The organism is Streptomyces yaizuensis (assembly GCF_034961445.1).
GTDB lineage: Bacteria > Actinomycetota > Actinomycetes > Streptomycetales > Streptomycetaceae > Streptomyces > Streptomyces yaizuensis.
Genome location: NZ_BSBI01000020.1, coordinates 87,741 through 112,708 on the forward strand (window position 1 = coordinate 87,741; position 24,968 = coordinate 112,708).

Genomic DNA, 24,968 nt, shown 5'->3' on the forward strand with positions numbered 1-24,968 from the left:
CCACGTGGGCCGGACGGAAGTGACGGCCACGGATGCCTCCCTGGAACCGGCTGCCGGACAAGACGCATTCCCGGCAGGTTAGCGCCCTGCCGGGACGCGGCGAGGGAGTTTCCCCGCCCGGCGGGCCGGGAGAGCGCCGGGCACTCATGGCCCCGCGCGGGGGATGCCCGCCCGTGTGACGACCCGGGCGTCACACCGGCGGACAGCTCCTGGTCCGACTCCACGGGCATGGCCTCCGGGCATCAACACCCCTGGGGCCGCCCGGCGTTCACCCCTTCGCCCGCTCCTCGTCCAGAATCTCGCGGAACGACGTGTTCACCGCGAGCAGACCACCATCCACCCGCAGCGTCGTCCCCGTGATCCAGGCCGCGTCCGGCGACGCCAGGAACGTCACCGCCGCCGCGATGTCCTCCGGTTCGCCCACCCGGCCCAACGGGTAGATCTTGCGGCCCAGTTCCGCGAGGCCCTGGTCCTGGCCCTCCCAGGCGCGGGTGCGGATCGTGCCCGGGTTGATCTGGTTGACGCGGACGCCGCGTGGGCCCGCGTCGCCCGCCAGGGTGCGGGTGAAGGACGCCAGGCCCGCCTTGGCCGCGCTGTAGGCGTGGCCGCCGAAGTCCATCTCGGCGTTGACGGAGCCGATGTTGACGATCGAGCCGCGTCCCGACGCCTCCAGGTGGGGCATCGCGGCGCGGGCGAAGCGGAAGGCGCCCGTGAGGGAGATGTCCAGGACGCGGGTCCAGTCGGCGTCGGGTTCGTCCTCGATCAGCGGGGTGTCGTCCGTGCCCGCGAAGGCGTTGTTGACCAGGGTGTCCAGCCGGCCGAAGCGTTCCACGGCGTACGCGACCGCCGCGTCCACCGCCGCCCGGTCCGCCACGTCGCAGACGACGGACTCCGCTCCGGGTATGGCGGCGGCCGCCTTCTCGGCCGCCGCCGCGTCGATGTCGGCGATCAGGACCCGGGCCCCTTCCGACGCGAACCGGCGGGCGGTGGCCTCGCCGACTCCCCGCGCCCCGCCGGTGATGAGAACCGCGTACCCCTCGAAACGTTTCAGCGACTCGTTCATAGCGCTGAACGTACCGCGCGGATCAAGGCCTGACCACGGGGAATTCACTGGAACAACGCCGCGTTCAGCTCTCGGCGCGGCCCGCGTCGACCATCGCGCGGAAGGACGTGTTCACGCCGAGCAGGCCACCGTCCACCCGGAGGGTCGTGCCCGTGATCCAGGCCGCGTCCGCCGATGCCAGGAACGCCACCGCCGCCGCGACGTCCTCCGGTTCGCCGACCCGGCCCAACGGGAAGAATTTCCGGCCGAGTTCCTCCAGGCCCTGCTCGCGGCCCTCCCAGACACGGGTGCGGATCGTGGCCGGGTTGATCTGGTTCACGCGGACGCCGCGCGGGCACGCGTCGCCCGCGAGGGTGCGGGTGAGGGAGGCCAGGCCCGCCTTGGCCGCGCTGTAGGCGTGGCTGCCGAAGCCCACCTCCGCGTTGACGGAGCCGATGTTGACGATCGAGCCGCGCCCCGACGCCTCCAGGTGCGGCAGTGCCGCACGGGCGAAGCGGAGCGCTCCCATGAGGGAGACGTCCAGGGTGTAGGTCCAGTTCGCGTCCGGCTCCTCTTCAAACCTCGGGGCGTCACCCCCTCCGGCGAAGGCGTTGTTGACCAGGGTGTCCAGCCGGCCGAAACGTTCCACGGCGTACGCGACCGCCGCGTCCGCCTGGGCCGAGTCCGCGACGTCGCAGACGACGGACTCCGCGTGGGGAATGTCGGCGGCCGTCTTCCCGGCGGCCTCCGCGTCGATGTCCGCGATGAGGACGCGGGCCCCCTCCGACGCGAGCCGGCGTGCGATGCCCTCACCGATTCCCTGGGCGCCGCCGGTGATGAGGACCGCGTACCCCTCGAAACGTTTCAGCCACTCATTCATAGCGCCGAACGTACCGCCCGGATCAGGGCCTGACTACGGGAATCAGCCGTAACTCCGGTCCACATACTGTTGGTTGTGTAGGCGAGGGCGATCCCGGATTCCGGGTCGGCGAAACCGAGGGAGCCGCCCCGGCCCGGGTGGCCGAAGGAGCCGGGGCCCAGCAGGGGGCAGGCCGGGCCGTGCAGCATGAAGCCGAGGCTGAGGCGGGTGGGGACGACGAGGACGCGGTCCGGGCCCGCCGACTCCTCCGTGCGGGCGAGGGTGAGGGTGGCCGGGGCGAAGAGCCGGGGGCGGCCGCCGACCGCGCCGATCGTCGCCGCGTAGAAGCGGGCCACCGCGCGGGCGGTGGAGATCCCGTTGGACGCGGGGAGTTCGGCCGCGTGGTAGGCGGGGTCGTTCTCGTCCGGGAGCGGGTGGATCGCCCCGAAGGCGCGGCGGGTGAGCGAGTCAGGGTCGCTGTACGCGGCGACGACGGACCGCTTGGGGCGCAGGGTGAGCCCCGGGGAGGACGGCGGTTCCTCGGCCTGGCCGATGCGGCCGACACGGTGGGCCTCGTCGGCGGGGAGGCCGATCCAGAAGTCCAGGCCGAGGGGTCGGGCGATCTCCTCCGCGACCCAGCGGCCGATGGTCCGCCCGGTGACCCGGCGGACCAGTCCGGCGATCAGCCAGCTGTAGGTCTGGGCGTGGTAGCCGTGGTCCGTGCCCGGCTCCCACGCGGGGGCCTGGGCGGCCATCGCGGCCTCGGCGGTGGCCGGGTCGATCGCCTCCGCCGGGGTGAGGGGCCGGTCCAGGACGGGCAGGCCCGCGCGGTGGGAGAGGAGGTGCCGGACGAGGACCCGCTCCTTGCCGTTCGCCTTGAACTCCGGCCAGTACGTGCCCACCGGCGCGTCCAGGTCGATCTGCCCGCGCTGGTGCAGCAGCAGGACGACCGCCGCCGCGACGCCCTTGGTGACGGAGCGGACGACCTGCGTCGTGTCCACCGCCCAGGGGGCCCGGCCGTCGACGTCCCGGGTCCCCGCCCACAGATCGGCGACCTTCTGCCCGTGGCGGTAGACGGCGACGGCCGCGCCCCGCTCGCCGCGCTCCTCGAAGTTGCGTACAAACGCGTCGCGTACCGGCTCGAATCCCGCCGCGACCGTGCCCTGGACGTCCACTGTGTTCTCTCCCGCCGCTGTCGTCCCCCCATGGTGCAACGACGGGCGCCACGGCTGGTTCAGCGGGGGCGGGCGGCGGCCGCGTCGAAGCCGTAAGGCAGCTCCAGGCGGTGCCGTCGCAGCAGCCCGGCATCGGTGAGCAGGTCGCGCGTGTCGCCGTCGGCGCAGATCACGCCGTCGCTGAGGATCACCGAACGCGGGCACAGCTCCAGGGCGTACGGGAGGTCGTGCGTGACCATGAGCACGGTGACGGACAGCGCCCGGAGGATGTCGGCGAGTTCGCGGCGGGAGGCCGGATCGAGGTTGGACGAGGGCTCGTCCAGGACCAGGATCTCCGGTTCCATCACGAGGACGGTGGCGACGGCGACCCGGCGGCGCTGCCCGAAGGAGAGGTGGTGCGGGGGCCGGTCGGCGCAGTCGGCCATGCCGACCAGGTCCAGGGCGGCGCGGACCCGGGCCTCCAGTTCGGCGCCGCGCACCCCGGCCGCCGCCGGGCCGAAGGCGACGTCGTCGCGGACGGTCGGCATGAAGAGCTGGTCGTCGGGGTCCTGGAAGACGATGCCGACCTTGCGGCGGACCTCCGCGAGATGGGGGCGGGCGACGGGGAGCCCGGCGACGCGGACCTCGCCCGTGCCGCCGCCGAGGATCCCGTTCAGATGGAGGACAAGAGTGGTCTTCCCGGCACCGTTCGGGCCGAGGAGGGCGACCCGTTCGCCGCGCGCGATCGTCAGGTCCACGCCGAACAGGGCCTGGTGGCCGTCCGGGTAGGCGAACGCGAGCCGGCTGATCCGGAGCGATGCGGGGGTGGTCATACCGGCCCTTTCGGTCATGCATTGCCGTACAGGGGCGTACGGGTCGGAGTACCGCGATCATCGGCGTATACGGGTCGGAGCGCCGCGTTCACCTGGTCGTCCACGCGGTGAGGCAGAGGGCGAACGCGGCCGACGGGAGGGCCAGCGCGTACCCCCACCGGGCCCGCGACACGGTCGTTTCGGCCAGGTGCGGCAGCACTCCCGTACCGCCCCTGCTGACCATCGCGAGATGGACGCGCTCGCCGCGTTCGTAGGAGCGGATGAAGAGCGCGCCCGCCGAGGTCGCGAGGGTGCGCCAGTGCGCCGGGCCCCGGGCCTCGAAGCCCCGGGAGCGGCGGGCGACCGACATCCGGCGCATCTCGTCGGCGACGACGTCCGCGTACCGGATCATGAAGGCGGCGATCTGCACCAGCTGCGGGGGCAGTCGCAGCCGCTGGAGGCCCAGCAGCAGGGCGGTCGGTCCGGTGGTGGCGGCGAGGACGACGGCGGCGGCGACCCCCAGCGTGCCCTTGGCGAGGATGTTCCAGGCGCCCCACAGGCCGGGGACGCTGAGCTGGAGTCCGGCGACGGCGGTGGTCGGGCCGGGGACGGTGAGCGGCAGCAGGACGGCGAAGAGGACGAACGGGGTCTCCACGAGGAGCCGCCGCAGCACCAGCCGGGCGGGGAGGCGGGCGTGGGCCACGGCGGCGGCGACCAGCAGTGCGTACGCGCCGAAGGCCCACATCGCCTCGCGGGGTGTGGCGGCCACCGCGAGGACGAAGCAGAGCACGGCGACGAGTTTGGTGTGGGCGGGGAGGGTGTGGACGGGGGAATCGCCGGGGTGGTGGAGCCGGTGGGCGTGCCCGGCGCCCATGATCAGGCGCCCCGGGGGCCGGCGGAACCGGTGGATCCGGCTGACCCGGCGGAACCGGTTGATCGGGTCGATCGGGTCGATCGGGTCGATCCGGCGCGGTGGCGGGCGCGTTCGCGGCGGCGTCGGGCCACCGGGTACAGGAGGGCGACCCCGGCGACGGCGGTCGCGCCGACGCCGATGACGCCCGCGAGGCCCCCGGAGAGACGGGCGTTGCCGATGTCCCCGACGCCGTAGTCCGCCAGCGGCCAGTCGGCGGTGGCGTGTTCCTCGGCCTTCTCGTCCATGCCGTGGTCGGCGGCGACCTTCTCCAGGCCGTCGGGGCTGGCCGAGGCGTAGAAGGAGACCCCGCCCGCGAGGACGAGGGCAGTGAGCAGCGATGCGGACAGGAAGCGGCGCGAGGAGCGCGCCGGGCGCCGGGCCGCAGGAGCCGGGGACGGCCCCTCCCCCGGCGCGCGCAGGGTGAGCGGCCGGCGGGCCAGGCCCCGGGCGCCGTGGACGAGATCCGGTCGTACGGCGAGGACCGCGCCGACCGTGAGCATGGTGATCGCCGCCTCGCCGATCCCGATGAGGACATGGACGCCGACCATGGCGCCGAGGACCGTGCCGAGCGGGATGTCGGTGGTGCCGCCGACCGCGTAGAGCAGGGTGAAGGCGGCGGCGGACGCGGGGACGGAGACGAGGGCGGCGGTGAAGGAGGCGACGGCGACCGCCCGGCGGGTCCCGGCGCGGGCGCGGACGAGGACCGCGAGCAGGCCCCGGAAGAGCCCGTAACCCGTCAGAACCGTGACCACACCCATGATCAGGACGTTCACCCCGAGGGCGGTGAGTCCGCCGTCGGCGAAGAGCAGGGCCTGGGTGAGCAGGACGACGAAGAGGCACAGGACGCCGGTGTACGGGCCGACGAGGATGGCGGCGAGCGCACCGCCGAGGAGATGGCCGCTGGTGCCCCCGGCGACGGGGAAGTTGAGCATCTGGGCGGCGAAGACGAAGGCGGCGGCGAGTCCGGCGAGGGGCGCGAGCCGCTCGCTCCCGGAGCCGGGGCCTCCGGAGCCGGGGCCTCCGGGCGCTTCCGCCGCCTCCGCGCGGGCGCCCCGCAGGCAGACGCCGACCGCCACGGCGGCCAGGGCCCCGGCGGCGACGGACACGGGCGCGTTGATGAATCCGTCGGGTACATGCATGGCTGGCTCCGCATCGGACAGACGCGTGGAACGCCGCGGAGTCCGCGGGATTCAGCGCGTTCGTACAGAGGAGGGCGCGCGTGCAGAGGACCGCGTACGGCCGAGGGGCGGGAACGCGATCGGGAACACAGTGGGGAACAGAGGGGATCCGGACGACTACGGGGCGGCGTGCCCGTGCCCCGCGGTCGCCCTCGATAGTGGGCCTGCTGCACAGGGCTCGCAAGGGCGTGGCAGTCGTAAAAACGGACCGTTCGCACCGCGCCCGGAGGGCGGAGCACGCCCCCGCCGGGCAAAATATGGGACATTAGATAGCAAATAAGACGAATGTGAGGAGCGATCCGATGTCCGTCGCCACCGTCGAGGAGCACGCCTGGGGGCGTGTCGTCGTCGACGACGCTCCCGACTACCAGCCGGTACGGGTCGCGCTCCGCTACGAACCCTCCGAGGATCCCCGCTCCGTCCACTTCTCCTTCCCCAGCGGCAGCGACTGGGTCCTGCCCCGCGAGGTCCTGGAGAGCGGGCTGCGCTCGCCCGCCCGCAGCGGGGACGTCGAGGTCTGGCCGTGCGGGCGGGTCCAGGCGGTCGTCGAGTTCCACACGGCGGACGGGGTCGACGTGGTGCAGTTCGACACCAGCGCGCTGCGGCGCTTCATCCGGCACACGTACGCGGCGGCGGCCGGCGTCCCTGTCGACTGACACGCCTGACACGACTGACTCCGGCCGACCCGGCCGACCCGACTGACCCGGCCGACCCGGCCGACCCGGCCGACCCCCGTACCAAAAAGCGACCGGCCCCCGTACCAAAAAGCGACCGGCCCCGTACGAAAAGGGCCGCGCCCTCTGCCCCGGAAGGTTCCGGAGCAGAGGGCGCGGCCACAGGCGGTACGGACTCAGCCGCGGGCACCGACCAGGCGGCGCTCCTCGTCCGGGTCCTCCGGGGAGGCGGCCAGGTGCTGCGCCAGCTTCTCGCCCTCCACGTCCACGTTGGGCAGGATCCGGTCCAGCCACGCCGGCAGCCACCACGCCTTGGCGCCGAGCAGCGCCAGCACGGCGGGCACGATCGCCATCCGGACCACGAAGGCGTCGAAGAGGACCGCGATCGCGAGACCGAAGCCCATCATCGTGACCATCTGGTCGCCGGAGCCGATGAAGCCGGAGAAGACGCCGATCATGATGACGGCGGCGGCGACGACCACCCGGGCGCCGTGGTTGAAGCCGGTGACCACCGCGTCGCCGGGGCGCTCGCCGTGGACGAACGCCTCACGCATCCGCGTGACGAGGAAGACCTCGTAGTCCATGGCGAGACCGAAGACGACACCCACCATGAAGATCGGCATCATCGACATGATCGGGCCGGGCTGCTCCACGTTGAACAGCTCGCCCATCCAGCCCCACTGGAAGACCGCGACGACCGCGCCCAGCGCCGCGAGGACGGAGAGCAGGAAGCCGAGGGCCGCCTTCAGCGGGACGAGGATCGAGCGGAAGACCAGCACCAGCAGGAGGAAGGCGAGGCCGACGACGAGCGCCAGGTACGGGACCAGGGCGTCGTTCATCTTCTGCGAGAAGTCGATGTTCAGCGCGCTGGTGCCGGTGACCAGGATGGTCGCGCCGTTGTCGGCCTTGATGTCGGAGTCGGCCTCACGGATGTCGTGGACCAGGTCCTCGGTCTTGGTGGAGGACGGGCGGTCCTTCGGGATGACCGTGACGATGCTCGTGTCGCCGGCCTTGTTCAGCGGGCCGGCGCCGGCCCACTCGACCCCGTCCATCTTGCCCAGGCGGTCGGCGACGGCGTCGACGGCGGCCTTCGGGTTCTCGCTCTTCTTCGCGTCCACGACGATGGTCAGCGGGCCGTTGAAGCCCGGGCCGAAGCCGTCGGAGAGCAGGTCGTACGCCTTGCGCGGGCTGGCCGACGGCGCCTGGGCGCCCTCGTCCGGCAGGCCCAGCTGGAGCGAGCCGACCGGCGCGGCGATCACGCCGAGCCCGACGACGGCCATGACCAGGACGGCGATCGGACGGCGCAGCACGAAGCGGGCCCAGCGGGTGCCGCCGTTGGGCTTGCCCTGCGCGGCCTTCGCGGCGACGGCGGCGGGCTCGTCGCCCGCCTTCATGGCCTTGCGGGTCTTGCGGCTGAAGGCCATCTTCCCGGCGAAGCCGAGCAGCGCGGGGATCAGGGTCAGCGCGATGACGACGGCGATGACGACGGTCGCCGCGGCCGCGAAGCCCATCTTGGTGAGGATCGGGATGTTGACGACGGCCAGGCCGCAGAGCGCGATGACGACGGTCAGACCGGCGAAGACCACGGCGGAACCGGCGGTGCCGGTGGCGCGGCCGATCGCTTCCTCGCGGCTGTGGCCGTCGGCCACCTCCGCCCGGTAGCGGGAGACGATGAAGAGCGCGTAGTCGATGCCGACCGCGAGACCGATCATCGTGGCCAGGGTGCCGGTGGTGGTGCCCAGGTCCAGGACGTTGGCGAGCGCGGTGATCGAGGAGATGCCGATGCCGACACCGATGATCGCGGTGAGCAGCGGCAGGCCGGCGGCCACCATCGAACCGAAGGTGATCACCAGGACGACCGCGGCGATGGCGATACCGATGGCCTCGGCGGACGACGGGTCCATCTCGGCCATGGCGGCGTCGCCGCCGATCTCGACCTGCATCCCGGATTCGCGGGCGTCCTCGCCCGCCTTCTTCAGGGCCTCACGGGTCTCGTCGTTCAGCTCCATGGCGTTGGCCTTGTAGCTGACGGTGATGTAGGCGGTGGACTCGTCCTGGGAGACGGCCTGGGCGACGAACGGGTCGGCGGCGTCGGCGACCTGGTCGGATCCGGCCTTCAGATCGGCGACGATCCCGGTGATCTGCGCCTTGTGCTTGGCGTCGGAGACCTTCTGGCCGTCGGGGGCCTTGAAGACCATCCGGCCGACGGCTCCGTCGGCCATCATCCCGGGGAAGCGCTCTTCCATGAGGTCGAACGCCTGCTGGGACTCGGTGCCGGGCAGGGCGAAACCGGGGTCCTTGGCCTTGGCCGCGGTGGAGGCGCCCACGCCGGCCAGGACCAGCAGCGCCACCCAGGTGAGAAGGACGAGCCAGCGGCGGCGGAAGGATATCCGCCCGAGCTTGTAGAGGAACGTGGCCACGAGGGCTTTCTCCCGTTGAGTAGATGAACAGGGGTTGGGGAGTCGGCCCGACGGACGAGAGCGGCGCGCGTCAGGTGCGGTGCTGCGGTCACTGCGGTACTGCTGAGCGGTGCTCCGGACACGCGGGCGCGGGTCCGGCGCTTCCCGGAAGGCGGTTCCGGGAGGGGTTCGCGGGGAGCCGGTGGGGACGGCTCCGGTCAGCAGGGGGTCAGTCGCCGGACTCCGGGGGTGCGGACACCCGGAAGGCGCTGTCGTGGGGACGACAACTCGGGGCCCCTCCGGCGCCCCGGCAGCCGGGGCGTGGAGCGGGCGGGGGCAGGGTGGTGGTGCCCAGCGGTCCACGGCCGCGCGGGGGACGGACGGATCCCATCACGCCTCCAGCGCCGGCAGGACGACCGAGTCCACGTACCGGGCGAGGAATTCCCGGTCGGGGATCTGGTCGTCGACGATCTCCCGGGCGAAGAACGCGCCGAGCAGCATGTGCGCGACGAACTCCCGGGCCGGGTTGTCGGGGCGGATCTCGCCGCGGTCGACGGCCCGGTCGAGGACCTCCCGGAGCCGGCCGGTCTCGGGACCGATCACCCGCTCCCGCAGGGCCTCGTGGAGATCGGGGTATTCGTGGGCCGCCTGGATCAGGCCCCGCATCAGCGCGGAGTCCCGTTCCATCTGGTCCTCGTCCGACCGCGAGACCATCTCGTGGAAGTCACCGCGGAGGCTGCCGGTGTCGACCTCCTCGTCGCCGTGCGGCGGGCACTTCTGCAACGCCGTGGCGACGAGCTGGGGCTTGCCGCCCCACTGGCGGTAGAGCGTGGCCTTGCTGGACCGGGTGCGGGCGGCGATCGCGTCCATCGTCAGCGCGCCGTACCCCACCTCGCGGAGGAGATCGAGCACTGCTTCAAACAGTTCGCGCTCGCGCTCGGGCGTGAGCCGGCTGCGTGTCGTCATGGACGGACCTCCTCCCTGACCGATCGAACGGGACCGAACGATGTCGAACGAAACGATGTCGAACGAAACGATGTCGAACGAAACGGTTTCGTACACCAGGACGTCAACGGTAGCCCAGAGGGTTGAGCGAAACGAAATCGTTTCGCTGTGGTGTCAGTCACGAAGGGCCCGCCTCCATCCGTACTTCACCCGTACTTCACCCGTACTCCGGCGGCGGTCCAGGAGTTGCCGGGTCACCGGCGCGCGGAAAGCATGGTGGGGTGAGCCCCAGCGACCCCCCGTCCGGCGGCGACGACGGCGCACCGGCGTATCTCCGGTTCCCCCATCTCCACGGGGACCTGCTGTGCTTCGCCGCCGAGGACGACCTCTGGGTCGCCCCGCTGGTCCCGGCGGGGGCGGGGCACCGGCCGGAGCGTGCCTGGCGGCTCACCGCGGACCGCACCCGCGTCGGGCCGCCGCGCTTCTCCCCGGACGGCCGGTGGATCGCGTACACGAACTGGCGCAGCCTCGACCCCGAGATCCATCTCGTCCCGGTGGCGGGCGGACCGGCCCGGCGGCTCACTCACTGGGGCTCCGCCGACACCCGGGTCTGCGGCTGGGCCCCGGACGGGCATGTCCTCGCCGTCTCCTCGCACGGCCAGCCGTTCGCGTACTTCTCGTGGGCGTACAGCGTGCCCGTGGACGGGGCGCCGGGCGGGCGGCTGCCCTGGGGGCCGGTCTCGGACATCGCCGTCGCCGACCTGCCCGACACCGGGCTCCCGCCCGAGGCCGACGACGGCGGGGAGCGGCGGACCCTGCTGCTGACGGGGCGGCCGCCGCACGAACCGGCCGCCTGGAAGCGGTACCGGGGCGGCGCGACCGGCCGGCTCTGGCTGCACGGCCGGCGCCTGCTCGCGGGACTCGACGGCCAGCTGGACTGCCCCATGTTCGTCGCGGGCCGGATCGCGTTCCTCTCCGATCACGAGGGGATCGGCAATCTCTACTCCTGCCGCCCGGACGGGAGCGACCTGCGGCGCCACACCGACCACGACGCCTTCTACGCCCGCCACGCCGCGAGCGACGGCCGGCGGGTGGTGTACCAGTGCGCGGGCGAACTGTGGGTCGCGGAGGACCTGGCCGACCCGGCCGCGCTCCCGCGCCGGCTCGACGTACGCCTCGGGGGGCCGCGCACGGGGCGGCGGCCGTACCAGGTGCCGGCCGCCAGCCATGTCGACGCGGTGTCCGTGGACACGACGGGACGGGCGAGCGCGGTGTCGGTCCGGGGCGCGCTGTACTGGCTCACCCACCGCGACGGGCCGGCCCGGACGATCGCGGACACTCCGGGCGTACGGGTGCGGCTGCCGGTCATGCTCGGTACGGGCGGGCAGGTGGCGTACGTGACCGACGCGGGCGGCGAGGACGCGGTGGAGGTCGCGTATCTGCCCAGGGCGAGCGGGGAGCGGCCGCCGCGCCGGCTGGCGGCGGGGCTGCTGGGGCGGGTGCAGGAGCTGGTCCCGGACCCGGCGGGGGAACGGCTGGCGGTGGCCGCGCACGACGGCCGGCTGTTGCTGCTCGACGTCCCCGACGCCGACGGCACAGCCGACACCGGAACCGGAAACGGAACCTCCGCTACGAGTACCGGCGATGCAAGCGGTGCCGATGACGCCGATGTCGTCGCCGAGGGCGTCGTGGAGCTGATCCGCTCCGTCAACGGCCCCGTCCGCGATCTCGCCTTCTCCCCCGACGGCTCCTGGCTCACCTGGTCCCACCCGGGCATCGGGCGCTCCCTGCGCCAGATCAAGCTGGCCCGGATCGTGGACCGGACCATCGTCGACGTCACCAACGGCCGCTTCGAGGACGAGAACCCGGTCTTCACCGGCGACGGCCGCTATCTCGCCTTCCTCTCCTGGCGGGGCTTCGACCCGGTGTACGACGTCCACACCGGCGACCTCTCGTTCCCGCTGGGCTGCCGCCCCTATCTCGTCCCCCTGTCGTCGGCGACCCCCTCCCCCTTCGCGCTCTCACCGGACGGCCGCCCGGCGGCGGGCGGGCTCGACCCGCTGACCGAACCGGAACCGGAGGGCGGAACGGAAGGTGCCGACGGCGGCGGCGAGAGCGGGTACGGCCCGCCCGTCACCGTGGAGGTCGAAGGGCTGGAGAGCCGGGTGACCCCGTTCCCGGTGGCGGCGTCGAAGTACTCGTCCATGGCGCCCGTGGACGGCGGCGGCCTGGTCTGGCTGCGCTGGCCGATCTCCGGCGCGCTCGGCGAGACCTTCGTCAACCCCGCCGACACCTCCGGCCGCCCGACCCTGGAGCACTTCGACATCTCCAAGGCCCGCCGGACGGAACTGATGTCCCATGTGGACTGGTTCGCGGTGAGCGGCGACGGCACCCGGCTGGTCGTCGTGGACGAGGACGAGCTGAGCGCCGTGCCCGCCGCCGAACCCGCCGACGCGGACGCGACCGTCCTCATCGATCTGCGCCGGATCCTGCACGAGGTCGACCCGGCGTCCGAGTGGCGGCAGGCGTACGCGGAGGCGGGCCGGCTGGTCCGCGCGTACTTCTGGGACCCGGGGTTGAGCGGGATCGACTGGGACGGCGTCCTCGCCCAGTACCGGCCGCTCGTGGAGCGGGTGGCGGCGCCGGACGAGTTCGCCGATCTGCTCCGGGAGGTCCTGGGCGAGCTGGGCACCTCGCACGCGTACGTCGCGGCGGCGCGGCGGAACGAGGGGCCGCCGCACTACCAGCGGCCGATGGGCCTGCTGGGCGCCGATCTCGTCTGCCGCGACGGGGAGTGGACCGTACGCCGGATCCTGCCGGGCGACTCCTCCGACTCGAAGGCCCGCTCGCCGCTGGCGGGTACGGGCATCCGCGAGGGCGCGGTCGTCACCCATGTCGACGGGCGCCCGGTGGACCCGGTCGCCGGCCCGTTCCCCATGCTCGCGGGGGCCGGCGGGACCACCGTCGAACTGACCTTCCGCAACGAGGGCGAGGGCGCCGCCCGCCGGGTCGCGGTGATCCCGCTCGTGGACGAGCGGCCGCTGCGCTACCAGCACTGGGTGGCCAAACGGAGGGCGGTGGTCCGAGAGCTGAGCGGCGGCCACTGCGGCTATCTGCACATCCCCGACCTGGGCGGCTCCGGCTGGGCGCAGTTCAACCGGGATCTGCGGCTCGAAGTCTCCCGGCCCGCGCTGATCGTGGACGTCCGGGGCAACGCGGGCGGCCACATCAGCGAGCTGGTGGTGGAGAAGCTGACCCGGCGGATCCTCGGCTGGGACCTGACCCGCGACGCCCAGCCCGTCTCGTACGCGTCGAACGCGCCGCGCGGGCCGGTGGTGGCGCTCGCGGACGAGGCGACCTCGTCGGACGGCGACATGATCACGGCGGCTTTCAAGCTGCTGCGGCTCGGGCCGGTGGTGGGCACCCGGACCTGGGGCGGGGTGGTCGGGATGACCGGCCGGCACCGGCTGGGCGACGGCACGGTGATCACGGTGCCGATGAACGCGGCCTGGTTTGACGCGTACGGCTGGTCGGTCGAGAACCACGGCGTGGAACCGGACCTTCCGGCGTTGCGCACCCCGCTGGACTGGGCGGAGGGGCGGCACGCCGGCCTGGACGAGGCGGTCGGGCTGGCGCTGGCCGCGCTCGACGAACGCCCGGCGGCGAGCCCACCGGGGTACGACCAGGTCCCGGACCGCAGCCGGCCGAAGCTGCCACCGCGCTGACCGGCCGCCGCCGGGTCCCGGGGGTGTCGGGCGGCACCCCCGGGACCGGGCGGCCCCGGTCAGACCCCGGCCCGGCGGGCCGCCTCCGACTCCGCCTCCGACTCCGCGCCCGAGCCCGCGCCCGAGCCCGCGCCCGCTCCGGCCGCGCGGGCCGCGTCGTCGGCCGCGCCGCCCGCGCCGACGAGCGTCCCCGGATCCGGCCCCAGGGCGGCGATCCTCGGGGCGAACCGCCGCATCTCCCGCGCGGCCCCGTACCCGAGCACGGCGGGCAGGACCCCCCGCAGCGGCTGGAGGGCCCGGACCCACGGCTGCCCGTAGACATGCGCGGAGCGCCGCTCGATCCCGGCGACCAGCCGGTCGGCGGCCGGCCCGAGCGGATAGGTCCGGTTCCCCGGCCAGGGCAGCCGCCGCCGCAGATCCCGCATGACCTCGTGCTGATCGGCGCCGCGCACCATGTCCGTGTCGGTCCAGGAGAGATAGGCGACACCCACCCCGACGCCCTGGTGCCCGACCTCCGCGCGCAGCCCGTGCGCGAACGCCTCGGCCCCCGCCTTGGAGGCGCAGTACGCGGTCATCAGCGGCATCGCCGACATCGCCGCGACCGAGGCGATCTGGAGGAAGTACCCCCGGCTCTCGGTGAGGACGGGCAGGAACGCCCGGCCGGTGATCGCGCTGCCGACGAGGTTGACCTCGATCACCCGCCGCCAGGCGTCCGGGTCGGAGTCCGCGAGGAGGCCGCCGGTGGCGACCCCCGCGTTGGCGACGACGATGTCGACCTTGCCGAAGCGCTCCTTGACCTCGGCCGCGACCCCGGCCATGGCCGTGTGGTCGGTGACGTCCGCGTGCCACCAGCCGCCCTCGGTGTGCAGCCGGGCGGTGACCCGCTCCAGCTCACCGGGTTCCAGGCCCACCAGCGCGACCCGGGCGCCGCGCGCGGACAGTTTGCGCGCGAGGAGTTCACCGAGGCCCCGGGCGGCCCCGGTGACCACGGCGACCTGCCCGTCCAGACCCACCCGGCTCATACGGCGTTCTCCCGTTCGCCCTCGCTCGTCCCGTTACTCGTCCCGTTACTCGTCCCGCTGTCCGACGACGTATCCGCCGTGGCCGGGGCGTGGTCACGGACCAGACCCCGGATCAGGGAGCTGACCGTCATCGGCGCCTCCACCGGTGTCATATGGCCCGCCCCGGAGATCTCCACCAGCTCCACGCAGTCGGGCAGCAGCGCCGCGAGCCGCCGGGCGTGGACCATCGGCGTCAGCCGGTCCTCGGTGCCGCAGGCGACGACGGTGGGGACGCGCAGCTCCCGTACGCCCGCGCTCAGATCGAGAGAGGCGAGCGCCCTGGCCCAGGCGGCGCGGACCTGGCGCGGGCAGGCGTGCACGATCCGCGCGCACTCGGCGACCTGGTACGCGGGCGTGCGCGGGCTCATCGTGGCGTACCGGAGCAGCCACCGGGAGAGCGGGTTGACCGGCCCCATGGGGGCGTTGGAGCCGATGACCCCGAGGGTGAGCCGGAAGCGGAGCGGGCCGCGCCGCAGCGGGAACACCCGGGACTCCTCGACCAGGTGGGAGCTGCCGGTGCTGAGCAGCAGCACGGCGGCGGCGTGGTCGTTGAAGACGGCCCGGCGGGCGGCGGCCATGACGGTCATGCCGCCCATGGAGTGCCCGGCGATCACGGCCTTCTCCCCGGGTTCGAGTACGGCGGAGAGGACGGCCTCCAGATCGTCGGCCAGGAGATCGGTCCCGGTGGGGGCGGCGGGGGTGCGGCCGTGGCCGCGCTGGTCGTACACGACGACCCGGTACTCGGCGGACAGCTCGCGTATCTGGGCGTTCCAGAACTCCGTCGAACAGGTCCAGCCGTGGATGAGGACCACGGCGGGCGCGCCCTCGGGCCCGTGGACGCGGGCGTGTATGCGGGAGCCGTCGGCGGAGACCGGGTGCAGGGTGCGGTGGGGCGCGGCCGGCTGCCGGACGGCGGGCTCGGGGCTCATCGGACGGCACCTCCCGCCGGTACGGGGGCGTCCGCGCGGACCGGCGCGCGCAGGATGTCGTACTCGGCGAGGTCCACTTCGCGGGTGAGGCGGCGGAACTCGCCGGTGGTGCCGGGCCAGATGGTGGTGTTGCGGCCCTGCTCGTCGAGGTACCAGCTGGTGCAGCCGCCGGTGTTCCACACGGTCCGCTGCATCCGGCGCTGGAGCATGCGGTTCCAGCGGGTCTGGGCGGCGGGCCGGACGGCGAGCGCGGTCCGGCCGCCGAGGACGGTCAGCTGGCGCAGATAGTCGGCCATGTAGTTCAGCTGGGACTCGATCATCAGGATCATGGAGGAGTTCCCGAGTCCGGTATTGGGTCCGATGAGCGTCATCCAGTTGGGGAAGCCGGCGGTGGTCGCGCCGCGCAGCGCCTGCATGCCGCCTTCGCCCCAGACGTCGGAGAGCCTCGTCCCGTCGGCGCCGGTGACCCGCTCGGCGATCGGGATGTCGGTGACCCGGAACCCCGTACCGAAGATGATCACGTCTGCCTCGGTCTCGGAGCCGTCGGCGCCGACCAGGGTGGAGCCCCTGACCTCGCGCAGGGCGGAGGCGACGACGTCGACGTTGGGGCGGGTGAGGGCGGGAAGGTAGTGGTTCGACAGCAGGATGCGCTTGCAGCCGAGGCGGTACGAGGGCGTCAGCTTGGCGCGCAGCCGCGGGTCCTTGACCACCTGGGCGAGGTGGGCGCGGGCCAGCGCCTCGACCGGGCCGAGCCGGGCGGGCTGCTTGGTGAAGGCGGAGACCTGGAGTTCGCGCAGGCCCCAGAGCACGCCCCGGCGGAGCGACCCGGTCAGCGGGATCTGGCGGTGCAGCCAGCGTTCGGCGCCGCTGATCCGGCGGTCCACGCGGGGCAGCACCCAGGGCGCGGTCCGCTGGAAGAGGGTGAGCCGCTCCACCCGGGGCTGGATCTCGGGCACGATCTGGGCCGCCGACGCCCCGGTGCCGACCATGGCGACCCGCTTGCCGGTGAGATCGAGGTCGTGGCGCCAGCGCGCGGAGTGGAAGACCTCGCCGGGGAAGCCGTCCATGCCGGGCACGTCGGGGACGCGGGGGTCGGAGAGCGGGCCGGTGGCGGAGACGACGACGTCGGCGGTGTACGCGCCGCGCCCGGTCTCGATGGTCCAGCGCAGCTCGTCGGGGTCCCAGGTCACCTGGAGCACTTCGTGGCCGAGACGGACATGGGGGCGGATGCGGAAGATGTCGGTGACCCGCTCCAGATAGGCGCGGATGTGCTCCTGCCCGGAGAAGGTCCGGGGCCAGTCGGGGTTGGGCGCGAAGGAGAAGGAGTAGAGGTGGGAGGGGACGTCGCAGGCGCAGCCGGGGTAGCTGTTGTCCCGCCAGGTGCCTCCCACGGAGTCGGCGCGCTCCAGGACGACGAAGTCGGTGATGCCCTCGCGGCGGAGCCGGACGGCCGCGCCGATGCCGCCGAAGCCGGCGCCTATGACGGCGACGCGGACGTGCGGCCGGTGCTCCCCGGCCTCCCGATCGCCCGCCTGCCCGCCCGGCCGCTCGGGCTCCTGCTGCGGTGGGTGCTGCTCGTGCTGTTCGCTCTGCTCGTGCTGTTCGCGCTGTTCATGTCGCTCGTGCTGTTCATGTCGCTGCCGGCTCATGCTGCCGCCTCCCACTGAACGCCACAACCGAACGTCACGGCCGGGGCCGTGGGCCCGGGGTCACCACCGGGGTGCCGTGGCCCGGACCATGGACCATGCCAGCAATCACTGGCGCAATGGGGAGAGTAGAGCAGGGGCGACGGCAAGCGGTAGAGGCTGGGCCCGCCAAGTTACCGGGCCGACAACATAGGCTTTGCCCGTGGCAGAGGAACGCGAGTACCGCATGGAGGAGCTGGCCCGCCGGGCCGGTGTCACAGTGCGCACCGTGCGCTTCTACCGTGAGCGCGGACTGCTGTCGCCGCCCCGCCGGCAGGGCCGGATCGCCTGGTACGACGACCACCATCTGGCCCGGCTGCGGACGATCTCCGCCCTCCTGGAGCGCGGGCACACGCTGAACGGGATCGCCGACCTCGCGAAGGCGTTCGAGAGCGGGCGGGACGTGGGCGAGGCGCTGGGCCTGGTCGAGCCGTCCGAGGAGACCCCGGTCCGGCTCACCCCGGAGGAGCTGGCCGACCTCTTCGAGGGCGAGGTCACCCCGGAGAATCTGGCCGGCTCGCTGGAGCTGGGCTATCTGGCGATCGACGGCGACGAGATCGTGCACATCAGCCGCCGGCTGCTGGAGGTGTCGGCGGCGCTGGTACGGGAAGGGGTGCCGCTGGCCGTGGTGCTCGACGCGGGGCGGCGGGTGCGGACGCACGCGGACGCGCTGGCCGGCCTCTTCACCGAGGTGCTGCGGACCCATCTGCCGGAGGGGGACGTGGAGCGGCTGCGTCCGCTGGCGAAGAGCGTGGTGGAGGCGGAGCTGTCGATGGCGCTGGACCGGCGGCTGCGCGAGGAGCCGCCGGGCGCTTGAGGCGTACCGCCCCGCAGTACCTCCAGTGGTCCTCGTGGTCCTCGTGGCCCTAGTGGTCGTAGTCGACCGTGACGGGCGCGTGGTCGCTCCAGCGCTCCGCGTGGGTGGCCGCGCGCTCCACGTACGCCTTCCGCGCGCGGGCGGCGAGCCCCGGCGTGGCGATCTGGTAGTCGATCCGCCACCCGGTGTCGTTGTCGAAGGCGCGGCCCCGGTAGGACCACCAGCTGTAGGGGCCCTCCTGGTCCGGGTGGAGCGCGCGGACGACGTCCACGTACTCCGCCGTACCGTCGGCGCCAGGCGCGTCAGCCGCACCCTCGGCACCTTCCGCGCCCTCGGCACCCTCCGTGCCCTCCGCGCCGATGACCTTGGAGAGCCACTCCCGCTCCTCCGGCAGGAAGCCGGAGTTCTTGCGGTTGCCGCGCCAGTTCTTCAGGTCCGCCTCGCGGTGCGCGATGTTCCAGTCGCCGCAGACGAGAACCTCGCGGCCCTCCGCCGCCGCCCGGGCCCGCAGCCCCACCAGGTACGGCAGGAAGGCGTCCATGAACCGGTACTTCTCGTCCTGCCGCTCGGTGCCCACCTCACCGGCGGGCAGATAGAGGCTGGCGACCGTGAGCCCCGGCAGATCGGCCTCGATGTACCGGCCGGAGCCGTCGAACTCGGGGACGCCGAAGCCGGTCCTGACCGCGTCCGGCTCCCGGCGCGTGTACAGCGAGACGCCCGCGCGGCCGGTGGCCCCGGCGGGCGCGTGGGCCGTGAACCAGCCCTCGGGGTCGCGCACCCCGGCCGGCAGCTGCTCCGGCGTCGCACGGACCTCCTGGAGGCAGACCACGTCGGCGTCGGTGGCGGCCAGCCACTCGACGAAGCCCTTCTTCGCGGCGGCGCGCAGGCCGTTGACGTTCACGGAGGTCACGATGCGTCCCATCCAGGCACCATACCGGGGAAAATCCCCCCCGTCCGTACTTGCGCCCGCACGTACGATCTGACGCATGGATGTACGCCCCACCCGTTTCGATCACCCCGACGCCGTGCTCCTCAACGACCTCGTCCAGCGCGAGTACGACGAGCGCTACGAGGACGGCGGCGACGCCACCGTGGTCCTCCCCGAGATGTTCGTCCCCCCGCAGGGGCTCTATCTGCTGGTGTACGACGAGGACGGCCGACCCGTGGCCACCGGCGGCTGGCGCACCCAGCGGCAGAACGAGGAGGGGTACGCGGACGGCGACGCCGAGCTGAAGCGGATGTACGTGATACCCGAGGCCCGGGGGCGGGGGCTCGCGCGGCGGCTGCTCAAGCTGCTGGAGGAGGACGCGCGGGCGGCGGGCCGTACCAGGATGGTGCTGGAGACCGGGGACCAGCAGCCGGAGGCGATCGCGCTCTACAGCTCCACCGGATACCTCCCGGCAGCCGTGAAATTCGGCCATTACCGGGAGTACGACGCCAGCCGCTGCTTTGTGAAGCCACTGGTCTGACGCCGTCCCACGCGCGCCGCACGGATCCACGCGCCGCGCGCGCCCAGGATCGCCCGACCGCACGGACCGTCCCCGTGCGGAGCCCGGGCGGGCCGGGTGGCCAGGCCGTCCCCCGACGGCCTACACCGGGGCGGGTGCGGCCACGGCCGTCGTCACCGTGCACTCGAAGAGGCAGTCGTCGTGCTGGCGCGCGACGACCCGGGTACGGCTGTTGCCCCGGGTGTCCGGGGCGGTCGGGGCGGCCTCGATCCAGCAGTCCTCGTCCAGCTCCGCGTACCGGTGGAAGACGGCCTCCGTACCGACCGGGACGACCGGCACCGGGGGGCTGACGGCGAGGGCGGCCTGCCGGGCCGCCTCCAGCAGGAGCATGCCGGGCGCGTGGTCCTGCGGGTGGTCGAAGAGGATCGGATGCCGGGTGTCCGCCCGCAGGAGCCAGCGGTCCCGGACCCGGGTCGGGGCGAGGACGACGTCCTCGGGCCGGAGCCGGCCCACCAGCGCCGGCTGGACCGGCGGCGGCAGCAGGGCCAGGTTCCCCGCCGTCCGGACCTCCGCGTGCGGGCCCCTCAGCCTCCGGTAGACGGTCCTCGGGAGCGAGGTCACACTGCTGACCGCCCGCCCGAGATAGCGGCCGTCACGGCGGGCCGTCACCTCCATCCGCAGCCCGCGCAGCGCGCCCGCGCGCCGCTCCACGTCGGCGCAGCGGATGTCCAGCTCGACGGAGGCGGGGGTCCCGCCCACGAAGAGCGCGTCCCGGTCGAGGTCGACCGTGAGCCGGCGCCAGATCTGATGGTGGTCCATCGGTGTGGCGTACACGGTGTGGGTGATCAGGTGGACGGCCTGGCGCAGGGTCTCGGTGAACATCAGCGGGTCGTGCACGCCCGCCGTGGGGCCGTAGAAGGTATGGGCGCGCGGCCACTGGGCGGTCACCGTGAGGGTGTCGAGCCCCGTGGGGTGCACACCGGTGAGGAACACCTCGGCGAGTGCCGCCCGGTGGACGTACTCCCTGGGAACCGTGGTGGTGAACGGCCCGTGCGCGACCGGTCGGTCGACGACGGCGAGGCTCTCCCGGCGTAACGGCATGGTCATGTCCCTCCCACAAGAAACGTGCTGCGGCGAACGCGACACTCTTCAACGTACAGACTGTGCGGCGCTATTCAAGCCCTAGCAAAGATCCGGTAAAGGTGCCAGAATCCTCAGCGCCGTCGACCATTCCGGGCAACCTCGGGGATTATCCCGGAGCGACGTCATTTGGATCGACCACGTAACCGGGCCCGCGGAGCTGTTCGGACCCGTACGACAAGGCCGTTCGGCCGGGCCGGTGAGCCGTGCTGTCAATAACTCCCCCAGCGGTCCACAGGGATAGGGCACTTCTTTGTCCGAGGAACTGAGCCGGTTACGCCGATCCGGGACGAACGACGCGGGTACGCGCCCCCTCGCGCGGGCGCGGGCAGGACCGTCCGCCACGACGACGGCGGCGGCCCCCTCAAGGAGCATCGGGTACGCGTGGAGGACTGCGCCGCAGATTCGCTGGAGCGGCCACGCATCTGCGCACGGCTTTCGGCCACCTTTGATGCGGGAGAAAGAAATGAGGCGCATGGTGACCTCTGCGACGGAAGTGGGCGACCGGGCACACCCCGCGGACGCGAGGACGGGCCGGTGACCGGGCACGTCGGCACCGGCACCGGCACCAGCACCGGCACCAGCACCGGCACCGGCGCGGGCCGGGGCGGTCCGCTGGCCGGGAAGAGCGTGCTGATCACCGGGGCGAGCAGCGGCATCGGGGCGGCGGCGGCCCGCGTCTTCGCCGCGCAAGGCGCCCGGCTGGTGCTGCTGGCCCGCCGCGCCCACCGGCTGGACGCCCTCACCCGCGAACTGCGCTCCCACGGCGCCCAGGTGCACGCCACCACCGGCGACGTACGGGACGCGGCACAGGTCGCGCACGCCGTCGACCTCTGCGTCGAGCGGTACGGCCGGCTCGACGGCGCCTTCAACAACGCGGGCGCCGTCACCCCGCCGCGCCCCCTGCACACCACCGACGACAGCGACTACGACCTGGTCATGGAGACCAATGTGCGCGGCGTGTGGAACTGCCTGCGCCACGAGATCCCGGCCCTGCTCGCGACCGGCGGCGGCGCGATCGTGAACAACAGCAGCACCGCCGGGATACGGGCGACCTCGATGGGCCCGGCGTACATCGCCTCCAAGCACGCGGTGGTGGGTCTGACCCGGTCCGCCGCGCTCCAGTACGCCGAGCGGGGCATACGGGTCAACGCGCTGGCCACAGGGCTGACCCGGTCCGAGATGACCGAGGCCGTCTTCGCGCTCGACGCGGACGCCGAACCCCGGATGCGGGCGAAGGTCCCCCAGGCCAGGGCCGCCGCGCCGGAGGAGGTGGCCCAGGCGGCGGCCTGGCTCATCAGCGATCTCTCGTCCTTTGTCACGGGCGCGGTACTCCCCGTCGACGGCGGTTCGACGGCCCGCTGACCCCGGACCCGCAGGCCGGAGCGCCGGGCCGGCTCCCGCCCCTGTACGGCCGTACAGCACCCGCCCGGCCGGTCCTGCACAGCGGTACAGCAGCCGGGAAAAGGCCCGCACCCCGAGGGACGCTTATCGGCCACTCGGTCGGAGGCGCCTCGTCCCCTTACTCCCCAGCGCCGCCAGATTTCGGTACTCTGCGGCACAGTTTTCGAGTGTCCTGCCGCTTTTCCGCTTTTGCATTGGCGATTCACTTCCCGCCGACGGAATTCCGGGCACGGAAGACGGACGGCAAGACCGAAGGCGAGACGGAGAACAAGACAGGGGCCGAGACAGGGGCCAAGGCAGAGGGCGAGACGGACGGCAAGGCAGAGGGCAAGGCGGACCGGAAGGCGGCGCCCCGACCCCGTTCGCCGATCGTGCGCATTCCCTGGCGCCCGGCCCGTATCCACCGCCGTCCGGCGGCGGCCCGACCCCGTTCGCCGCCCGGATGTCCCCGCGCCCGGCGAGACCACTCCCCCGCGCGGCTCCGGCACCCGGGGCACCCCGTCGGCCGGGGGGCCGGACGGCGACGACCGAGCACCCGCGCGGAGTCGGCCCGGGTCTGCGGTCGGCGGTCTGCGGCCGGCTCAGGGGCGCCGCTGCGGGTGGGCAGGGCGGCCGGGGCCCGGAACGCGAAGAACCCGCCCGATCGAGACGATCGGGCGGGTTTCTCGCGCGTGTCCCCGGGCTGACCCGGAGACAGTTGCAGATGTGGACCTGTGGGGATTTGAACCCCAGACCCCCTCGATGCGAACGAGGTGCGCTACCAGACTGCGCCACAGGCCCTTGCAACGAGTGAAACTCTAGCATCCCGAACCGGGTGCCTGGAAATCCGCTCCCGCGCTGGTCACGAGGGGCGGCCCGGGGCAGCCGCCCCGGGCCGTGGACCACTCGCCGGCCCTACGCCGGTCATTCGTTGGCGGCGCGGGGGCGGTCGTCGTCGGCGTACTGGTCGAAGAGCGGGGTGCGCCCGCGCTCGCGGGTGGTGCGGCGCGCCGGGCCCGGCACGGACGGCTGCTCGGACGGGGTCGGGTCCGCCGCCGACGACCGGGCCGAACTCCAGGTGTCGGGGTCGCTCAGATCCACCCCGCCGCCCGCGCGCGGGGCGACCGGAGCCGTGACATAGGTCGGCAGCGGCACCGGGACCGGGTCCCAGCTGCCGCCGGACGCGGGACCCGAGGCGCGCTGCTGGTCCACCCACTCCGCGTGGTCGGTCTGCTCGACCAGGGCCCGGCGGTCGGCCGCCTGCGGGGAGAGCCTCGGCTGCTCCGGCTCGGGACGGGCCTCCGGGTCGGCGGCCGGCTCGGCGGGGCCGGCCGGGGGCGCCTGCTGGGGGCGGCCCCGCTCGCGCAGCCGCGCCGCCGCCGCCTCCGCCCGGCGCCGGTCCATCACGACCGCGAAGCGCTGGCGCTCCTGCGTGCGCAGATGGGCGATGTAGACACTGAGGAGCACGGCGGGGGCCGCCGGGGCCCACAGGAAGCCGAGTCCGCCGACCGCCGCGACGACCGAGCCCAGCGTGAACCCCAGGAAGAGGAGCGTCGTGGTGCGTCTGCGCCGGGCCAGCGCCTTGCTGCGCCGGGCCCGCTCGGCGGCGACCCCCTGCCGGGGGCGGCGGCCCCGGGGCGCGGCGGCCCGGGGTCGCGCCGGTGCCTCGGGGCGGGCGTCGGCGCGGGCCTCGGGCCTGACCTCCGCCCGGGCCTCGGGCCTGACCTCGGCGCGGGCCTCGCCCGCGCCCTGCCGGGGCGCGGCGAACCGCCGGACGGCCACGGCGTCCACGGCGTCCAGGCGGTCCGTGACGGCGTCCGGGTCCACACCGGGACCGGCCTCCCCCTCGGTGCGCTCACGCAGCTCCTTGGCGTACCGGCGCTCCATCGCCCCGCGCCCGGACAGCAGCCGGATGGCGGTGGAGAAGCGTTCCGTCGGACGAGCCTCGTTCAACTCGTCCTGCCTGCGGAGCCACATCGGCACCAGGTAGGCGGCCCAGGCCCCGACGATGACTGCGTAGATGAGGCCGCTGCTGCTCACGGTCACACCGTAGAGGGATTCTCGGGGCGGCATCCGCCAATTGGCCCGGTGTGTCGTGCGATCCCGCTCATATCACTGACTTTTTTTCTGATAGTTGGGATGACCACAGGGATAGTGCCGAATTTATTCGAACGCATTTTCTATTACCCGGTTCCTGGACGGTGTGCTCCGGGCCGGGCCCGGTACCAGCGGCGCAGCAGACCCTCGGGCACCTCGTCGGCGGTGAGCGCGAAGACCAGGTGGTCCCGCCAGGCGCCGTCGATGTGGAGATAGCGGGGTCGCAGGCCCTCCTCGCGGAATCCCAGCTTCTCCACCACCCGGCGGCTGGGCCCGTTCTCCGGGCGGATGCAGACCTCCATGCGGTGCAGCCCGACGGTGTGGAAGCAGTGGTCGACGGCGAGCGCCACGGCGGTCGGCATCACACCCCGGCCGGCGACCTCGCGGTCCACCCAGTAGCCCACATGGCCGGAGCACATGGAGCCCCAGGTGATGCCCGCGACGGTGAGCTGACCCACCAGTTGGCCCCGGTACTCGACCACGAACGGGAGCATCCGGCCCGCGTGGGCCTCGGCGCGCAGATGACGGACCATCTGGCGGTACGTGGGCCGCCGGGCGGCGGGCGCGCCGGGGGCGGGCGGCGGGATGGTGGCCTCCCAGGGCCGCAGCCAGTCGCGGTTGCGGCGGTTGACCTCGCGCCAGGCTCGCTGGTCACGGAACTTTATGGGGCGCAGGACGACATCGCCGTCCCTCAGGGCCACCGGCCA

The 24,968-nt window shown here is 73.4% G+C and carries 20 protein-coding genes and 1 tRNA gene; 5 read left to right on the plus strand and 16 right to left on the minus strand.

Annotation, left to right across the window (positions count from 1 at the left end; translation table 11 throughout):
- Positions 1–268 precede the first annotated feature (268 nt).
- From SYYSPA8_RS34540 to SYYSPA8_RS34565, 6 genes are all read right to left on the minus strand, one after another.
- A complete protein-coding gene (locus tag SYYSPA8_RS34540; RefSeq protein WP_323451395.1) occupies positions 269–1,063 on the minus strand; it encodes an SDR family NAD(P)-dependent oxidoreductase in 795 nt (264 codons plus the stop codon).
- 64 nt (positions 1,064–1,127) lie between these two features.
- Positions 1,128–1,922 (minus strand): SDR family NAD(P)-dependent oxidoreductase, encoded by a 795-nt coding sequence (locus tag SYYSPA8_RS34545; RefSeq protein WP_323451396.1) that lies wholly within the window; start codon positions 1,920–1,922, stop codon positions 1,128–1,130.
- Entirely contained in the window at positions 1,919–3,076 is a 1,158-nt protein-coding gene (locus SYYSPA8_RS34550) for a serine hydrolase domain-containing protein (protein ID WP_323451397.1), read from the minus strand. The genes SYYSPA8_RS34545 and SYYSPA8_RS34550 overlap by 4 nt, the downstream gene beginning before the upstream one ends.
- 59 nt (positions 3,077–3,135) lie before the next feature.
- Positions 3,136–3,888 (minus strand): energy-coupling factor ABC transporter ATP-binding protein, encoded by a 753-nt coding sequence (locus SYYSPA8_RS34555; RefSeq protein WP_323451398.1) that lies wholly within the window; start codon positions 3,886–3,888, stop codon positions 3,136–3,138.
- Positions 3,889–3,976: 88 nt separating this feature from the next.
- On the minus strand, positions 3,977–4,741 hold the full coding sequence (cbiQ, locus tag SYYSPA8_RS34560) for a cobalt ECF transporter T component CbiQ (protein WP_323451399.1): 765 nt from the start codon (positions 4,739–4,741) through the stop codon (positions 3,977–3,979).
- Positions 4,742–4,743: 2 nt separating this feature from the next.
- Positions 4,744–5,919, minus strand: a complete 1,176-nt coding sequence (locus SYYSPA8_RS34565; protein ID WP_323451400.1) for an energy-coupling factor ABC transporter permease — start codon at positions 5,917–5,919, stop codon at positions 4,744–4,746.
- 341 nt (positions 5,920–6,260) lie between these two features.
- Between SYYSPA8_RS34565 and SYYSPA8_RS34570 the strand changes: the two genes are divergently transcribed.
- Positions 6,261–6,614 carry an SsgA family sporulation/cell division regulator gene (locus SYYSPA8_RS34570; protein WP_323451401.1) on the plus strand — a complete coding sequence of 118 codons (354 nt, stop codon included), beginning with the start codon at positions 6,261–6,263 and terminating at the stop codon, positions 6,612–6,614.
- 194 nt (positions 6,615–6,808) lie between these two features.
- On the opposite strand, the gene SYYSPA8_RS34575 is transcribed toward SYYSPA8_RS34570, so the two are convergent.
- Together SYYSPA8_RS34575 and SYYSPA8_RS34580 are read right to left on the minus strand one after the other, a co-directional pair.
- Complete coding sequence (locus SYYSPA8_RS34575) at positions 6,809–9,052, minus strand: MMPL family transporter (RefSeq protein WP_323451402.1); 2,244 nt, start codon at positions 9,050–9,052, stop codon at positions 6,809–6,811.
- Positions 9,053–9,421: 369 nt separating this feature from the next.
- A complete protein-coding gene (locus SYYSPA8_RS34580; protein ID WP_323451403.1) occupies positions 9,422–9,997 on the minus strand; it encodes a TetR/AcrR family transcriptional regulator in 576 nt (191 codons plus the stop codon).
- Positions 9,998–10,257: 260 nt separating this feature from the next.
- On the opposite strand from SYYSPA8_RS34580, the gene SYYSPA8_RS34585 reads away from it, so the two are divergent.
- The gene (locus SYYSPA8_RS34585; RefSeq protein WP_323451404.1) at positions 10,258–13,701 is read left to right on the plus strand and encodes a S41 family peptidase; all 3,444 of its coding nucleotides are present in this window, start codon (positions 10,258–10,260) and stop codon (positions 13,699–13,701) included.
- A gap of 59 nt (positions 13,702–13,760) precedes the next feature.
- On the opposite strand, the gene SYYSPA8_RS34590 is transcribed toward SYYSPA8_RS34585, so the two are convergent.
- Genes SYYSPA8_RS34590 through SYYSPA8_RS34600 form a run of 3 tightly spaced genes read right to left on the minus strand, consistent with a single transcriptional unit; the run spans position 13,761 to position 17,340 of the window.
- Positions 13,761–14,723, minus strand: coding sequence for an SDR family oxidoreductase (locus SYYSPA8_RS34590; protein ID WP_323451405.1), 963 nt, complete (start codon positions 14,721–14,723; stop codon positions 13,761–13,763).
- Positions 14,720–15,691: an alpha/beta fold hydrolase gene (locus tag SYYSPA8_RS34595; protein WP_323451406.1), complete on the minus strand. Its 972-nt coding sequence runs from the start codon at positions 15,689–15,691 to the stop codon at positions 14,720–14,722. The genes SYYSPA8_RS34590 and SYYSPA8_RS34595 overlap by 4 nt, the downstream gene beginning before the upstream one ends.
- Positions 15,688–17,340: a flavin-containing monooxygenase gene (locus SYYSPA8_RS34600; RefSeq protein WP_323451407.1), complete on the minus strand. Its 1,653-nt coding sequence runs from the start codon at positions 17,338–17,340 to the stop codon at positions 15,688–15,690. The genes SYYSPA8_RS34595 and SYYSPA8_RS34600 overlap by 4 nt, the downstream gene beginning before the upstream one ends.
- 223 nt (positions 17,341–17,563) lie before the next feature.
- On the opposite strand from SYYSPA8_RS34600, the gene SYYSPA8_RS34605 reads away from it, so the two are divergent.
- Positions 17,564–18,193 carry a MerR family transcriptional regulator gene (locus tag SYYSPA8_RS34605; protein ID WP_323451461.1) on the plus strand — a complete coding sequence of 210 codons (630 nt, stop codon included), beginning with the start codon at positions 17,564–17,566 and terminating at the stop codon, positions 18,191–18,193.
- A gap of 49 nt (positions 18,194–18,242) precedes the next feature.
- Here SYYSPA8_RS34605 and SYYSPA8_RS34610 read toward each other — a convergent pair whose 3' ends face one another.
- The gene (locus SYYSPA8_RS34610; protein ID WP_323451408.1) at positions 18,243–19,115 is read right to left on the minus strand and encodes an exodeoxyribonuclease III; all 873 of its coding nucleotides are present in this window, start codon (positions 19,113–19,115) and stop codon (positions 18,243–18,245) included.
- Between the two features lie 64 nt (positions 19,116–19,179).
- Here SYYSPA8_RS34610 and SYYSPA8_RS34615 point away from each other — a divergent pair, with 64 nt between their 5' ends.
- Positions 19,180–19,662, plus strand: a complete 483-nt coding sequence (locus tag SYYSPA8_RS34615) for a GNAT family N-acetyltransferase (RefSeq protein WP_323451409.1) — start codon at positions 19,180–19,182, stop codon at positions 19,660–19,662.
- A gap of 120 nt (positions 19,663–19,782) precedes the next feature.
- On the opposite strand, the gene SYYSPA8_RS34620 is transcribed toward SYYSPA8_RS34615, so the two are convergent.
- The gene (locus tag SYYSPA8_RS34620; protein WP_323451410.1) at positions 19,783–20,748 is read right to left on the minus strand and encodes a ScbA/BarX family gamma-butyrolactone biosynthesis protein; all 966 of its coding nucleotides are present in this window, start codon (positions 20,746–20,748) and stop codon (positions 19,783–19,785) included.
- Between the two features lie 648 nt (positions 20,749–21,396).
- Here SYYSPA8_RS34620 and SYYSPA8_RS34625 point away from each other — a divergent pair.
- A complete protein-coding gene (locus SYYSPA8_RS34625; RefSeq protein WP_323451462.1) occupies positions 21,397–22,146 on the plus strand; it encodes an SDR family NAD(P)-dependent oxidoreductase in 750 nt (249 codons plus the stop codon).
- 745 nt (positions 22,147–22,891) lie between these two features.
- On the opposite strand, the gene SYYSPA8_RS34630 is transcribed toward SYYSPA8_RS34625, so the two are convergent.
- The 3 genes from SYYSPA8_RS34630 to SYYSPA8_RS34640 form a co-directional block, all read right to left on the minus strand.
- Positions 22,892–22,965: transfer RNA gene (locus tag SYYSPA8_RS34630), tRNA-Ala, on the minus strand.
- Positions 22,966–23,088: 123 nt separating this feature from the next.
- On the minus strand, positions 23,089–24,210 hold the full coding sequence (gene sepX, locus SYYSPA8_RS34635; RefSeq protein ID WP_456115174.1) for a divisome protein SepX/GlpR: 1,122 nt from the start codon (positions 24,208–24,210) through the stop codon (positions 23,089–23,091).
- 137 nt (positions 24,211–24,347) lie between these two features.
- A complete protein-coding gene (locus SYYSPA8_RS34640; RefSeq protein ID WP_323451412.1) occupies positions 24,348–24,962 on the minus strand; it encodes a GNAT family N-acetyltransferase in 615 nt (204 codons plus the stop codon).
- Between the last annotated feature and the right edge of the window lie 6 nt (positions 24,963–24,968).

Coding starts and splice junctions, on each gene's coding strand:
- SYYSPA8_RS34540 (WP_323451395.1), bottom strand. CDS start 1,063: ATGAACGAGTCGCTGAAACGTTTCGAGGGGTACGCGGTTCTCATCACC.
- SYYSPA8_RS34595 (WP_323451406.1), bottom strand. CDS start 15,691: ATGAGCCCCGAGCCCGCCGTCCGGCAGCCGGCCGCGCCCCACCGCACC.
- SYYSPA8_RS34545 (WP_323451396.1), bottom strand. CDS start 1,922: ATGAATGAGTGGCTGAAACGTTTCGAGGGGTACGCGGTCCTCATCACC.
- SYYSPA8_RS34610 (WP_323451408.1), bottom strand. CDS start 19,115: ATGGGACGCATCGTGACCTCCGTGAACGTCAACGGCCTGCGCGCCGCC.
- cbiQ (WP_323451399.1), bottom strand. CDS start 4,741: ATGGGCGCCGGGCACGCCCACCGGCTCCACCACCCCGGCGATTCCCCC.
- SYYSPA8_RS34570 (WP_323451401.1), top strand. CDS start 6,261: ATGTCCGTCGCCACCGTCGAGGAGCACGCCTGGGGGCGTGTCGTCGTC.
- SYYSPA8_RS34580 (WP_323451403.1), bottom strand. CDS start 9,997: ATGACGACACGCAGCCGGCTCACGCCCGAGCGCGAGCGCGAACTGTTT.
- SYYSPA8_RS34620 (WP_323451410.1), bottom strand. CDS start 20,748: ATGACCATGCCGTTACGCCGGGAGAGCCTCGCCGTCGTCGACCGACCG.
- SYYSPA8_RS34615 (WP_323451409.1), top strand. CDS start 19,180: ATGGATGTACGCCCCACCCGTTTCGATCACCCCGACGCCGTGCTCCTC.
- SYYSPA8_RS34555 (WP_323451398.1), bottom strand. CDS start 3,888: ATGACCACCCCCGCATCGCTCCGGATCAGCCGGCTCGCGTTCGCCTAC.
- SYYSPA8_RS34565 (WP_323451400.1), bottom strand. CDS start 5,919: ATGCATGTACCCGACGGATTCATCAACGCGCCCGTGTCCGTCGCCGCC.
- SYYSPA8_RS34600 (WP_323451407.1), bottom strand. CDS start 17,340: ATGAGCCGGCAGCGACATGAACAGCACGAGCGACATGAACAGCGCGAA.
- SYYSPA8_RS34605 (WP_323451461.1), top strand. CDS start 17,564: ATGGAGGAGCTGGCCCGCCGGGCCGGTGTCACAGTGCGCACCGTGCGC.
- SYYSPA8_RS34590 (WP_323451405.1), bottom strand. CDS start 14,723: ATGAGCCGGGTGGGTCTGGACGGGCAGGTCGCCGTGGTCACCGGGGCC.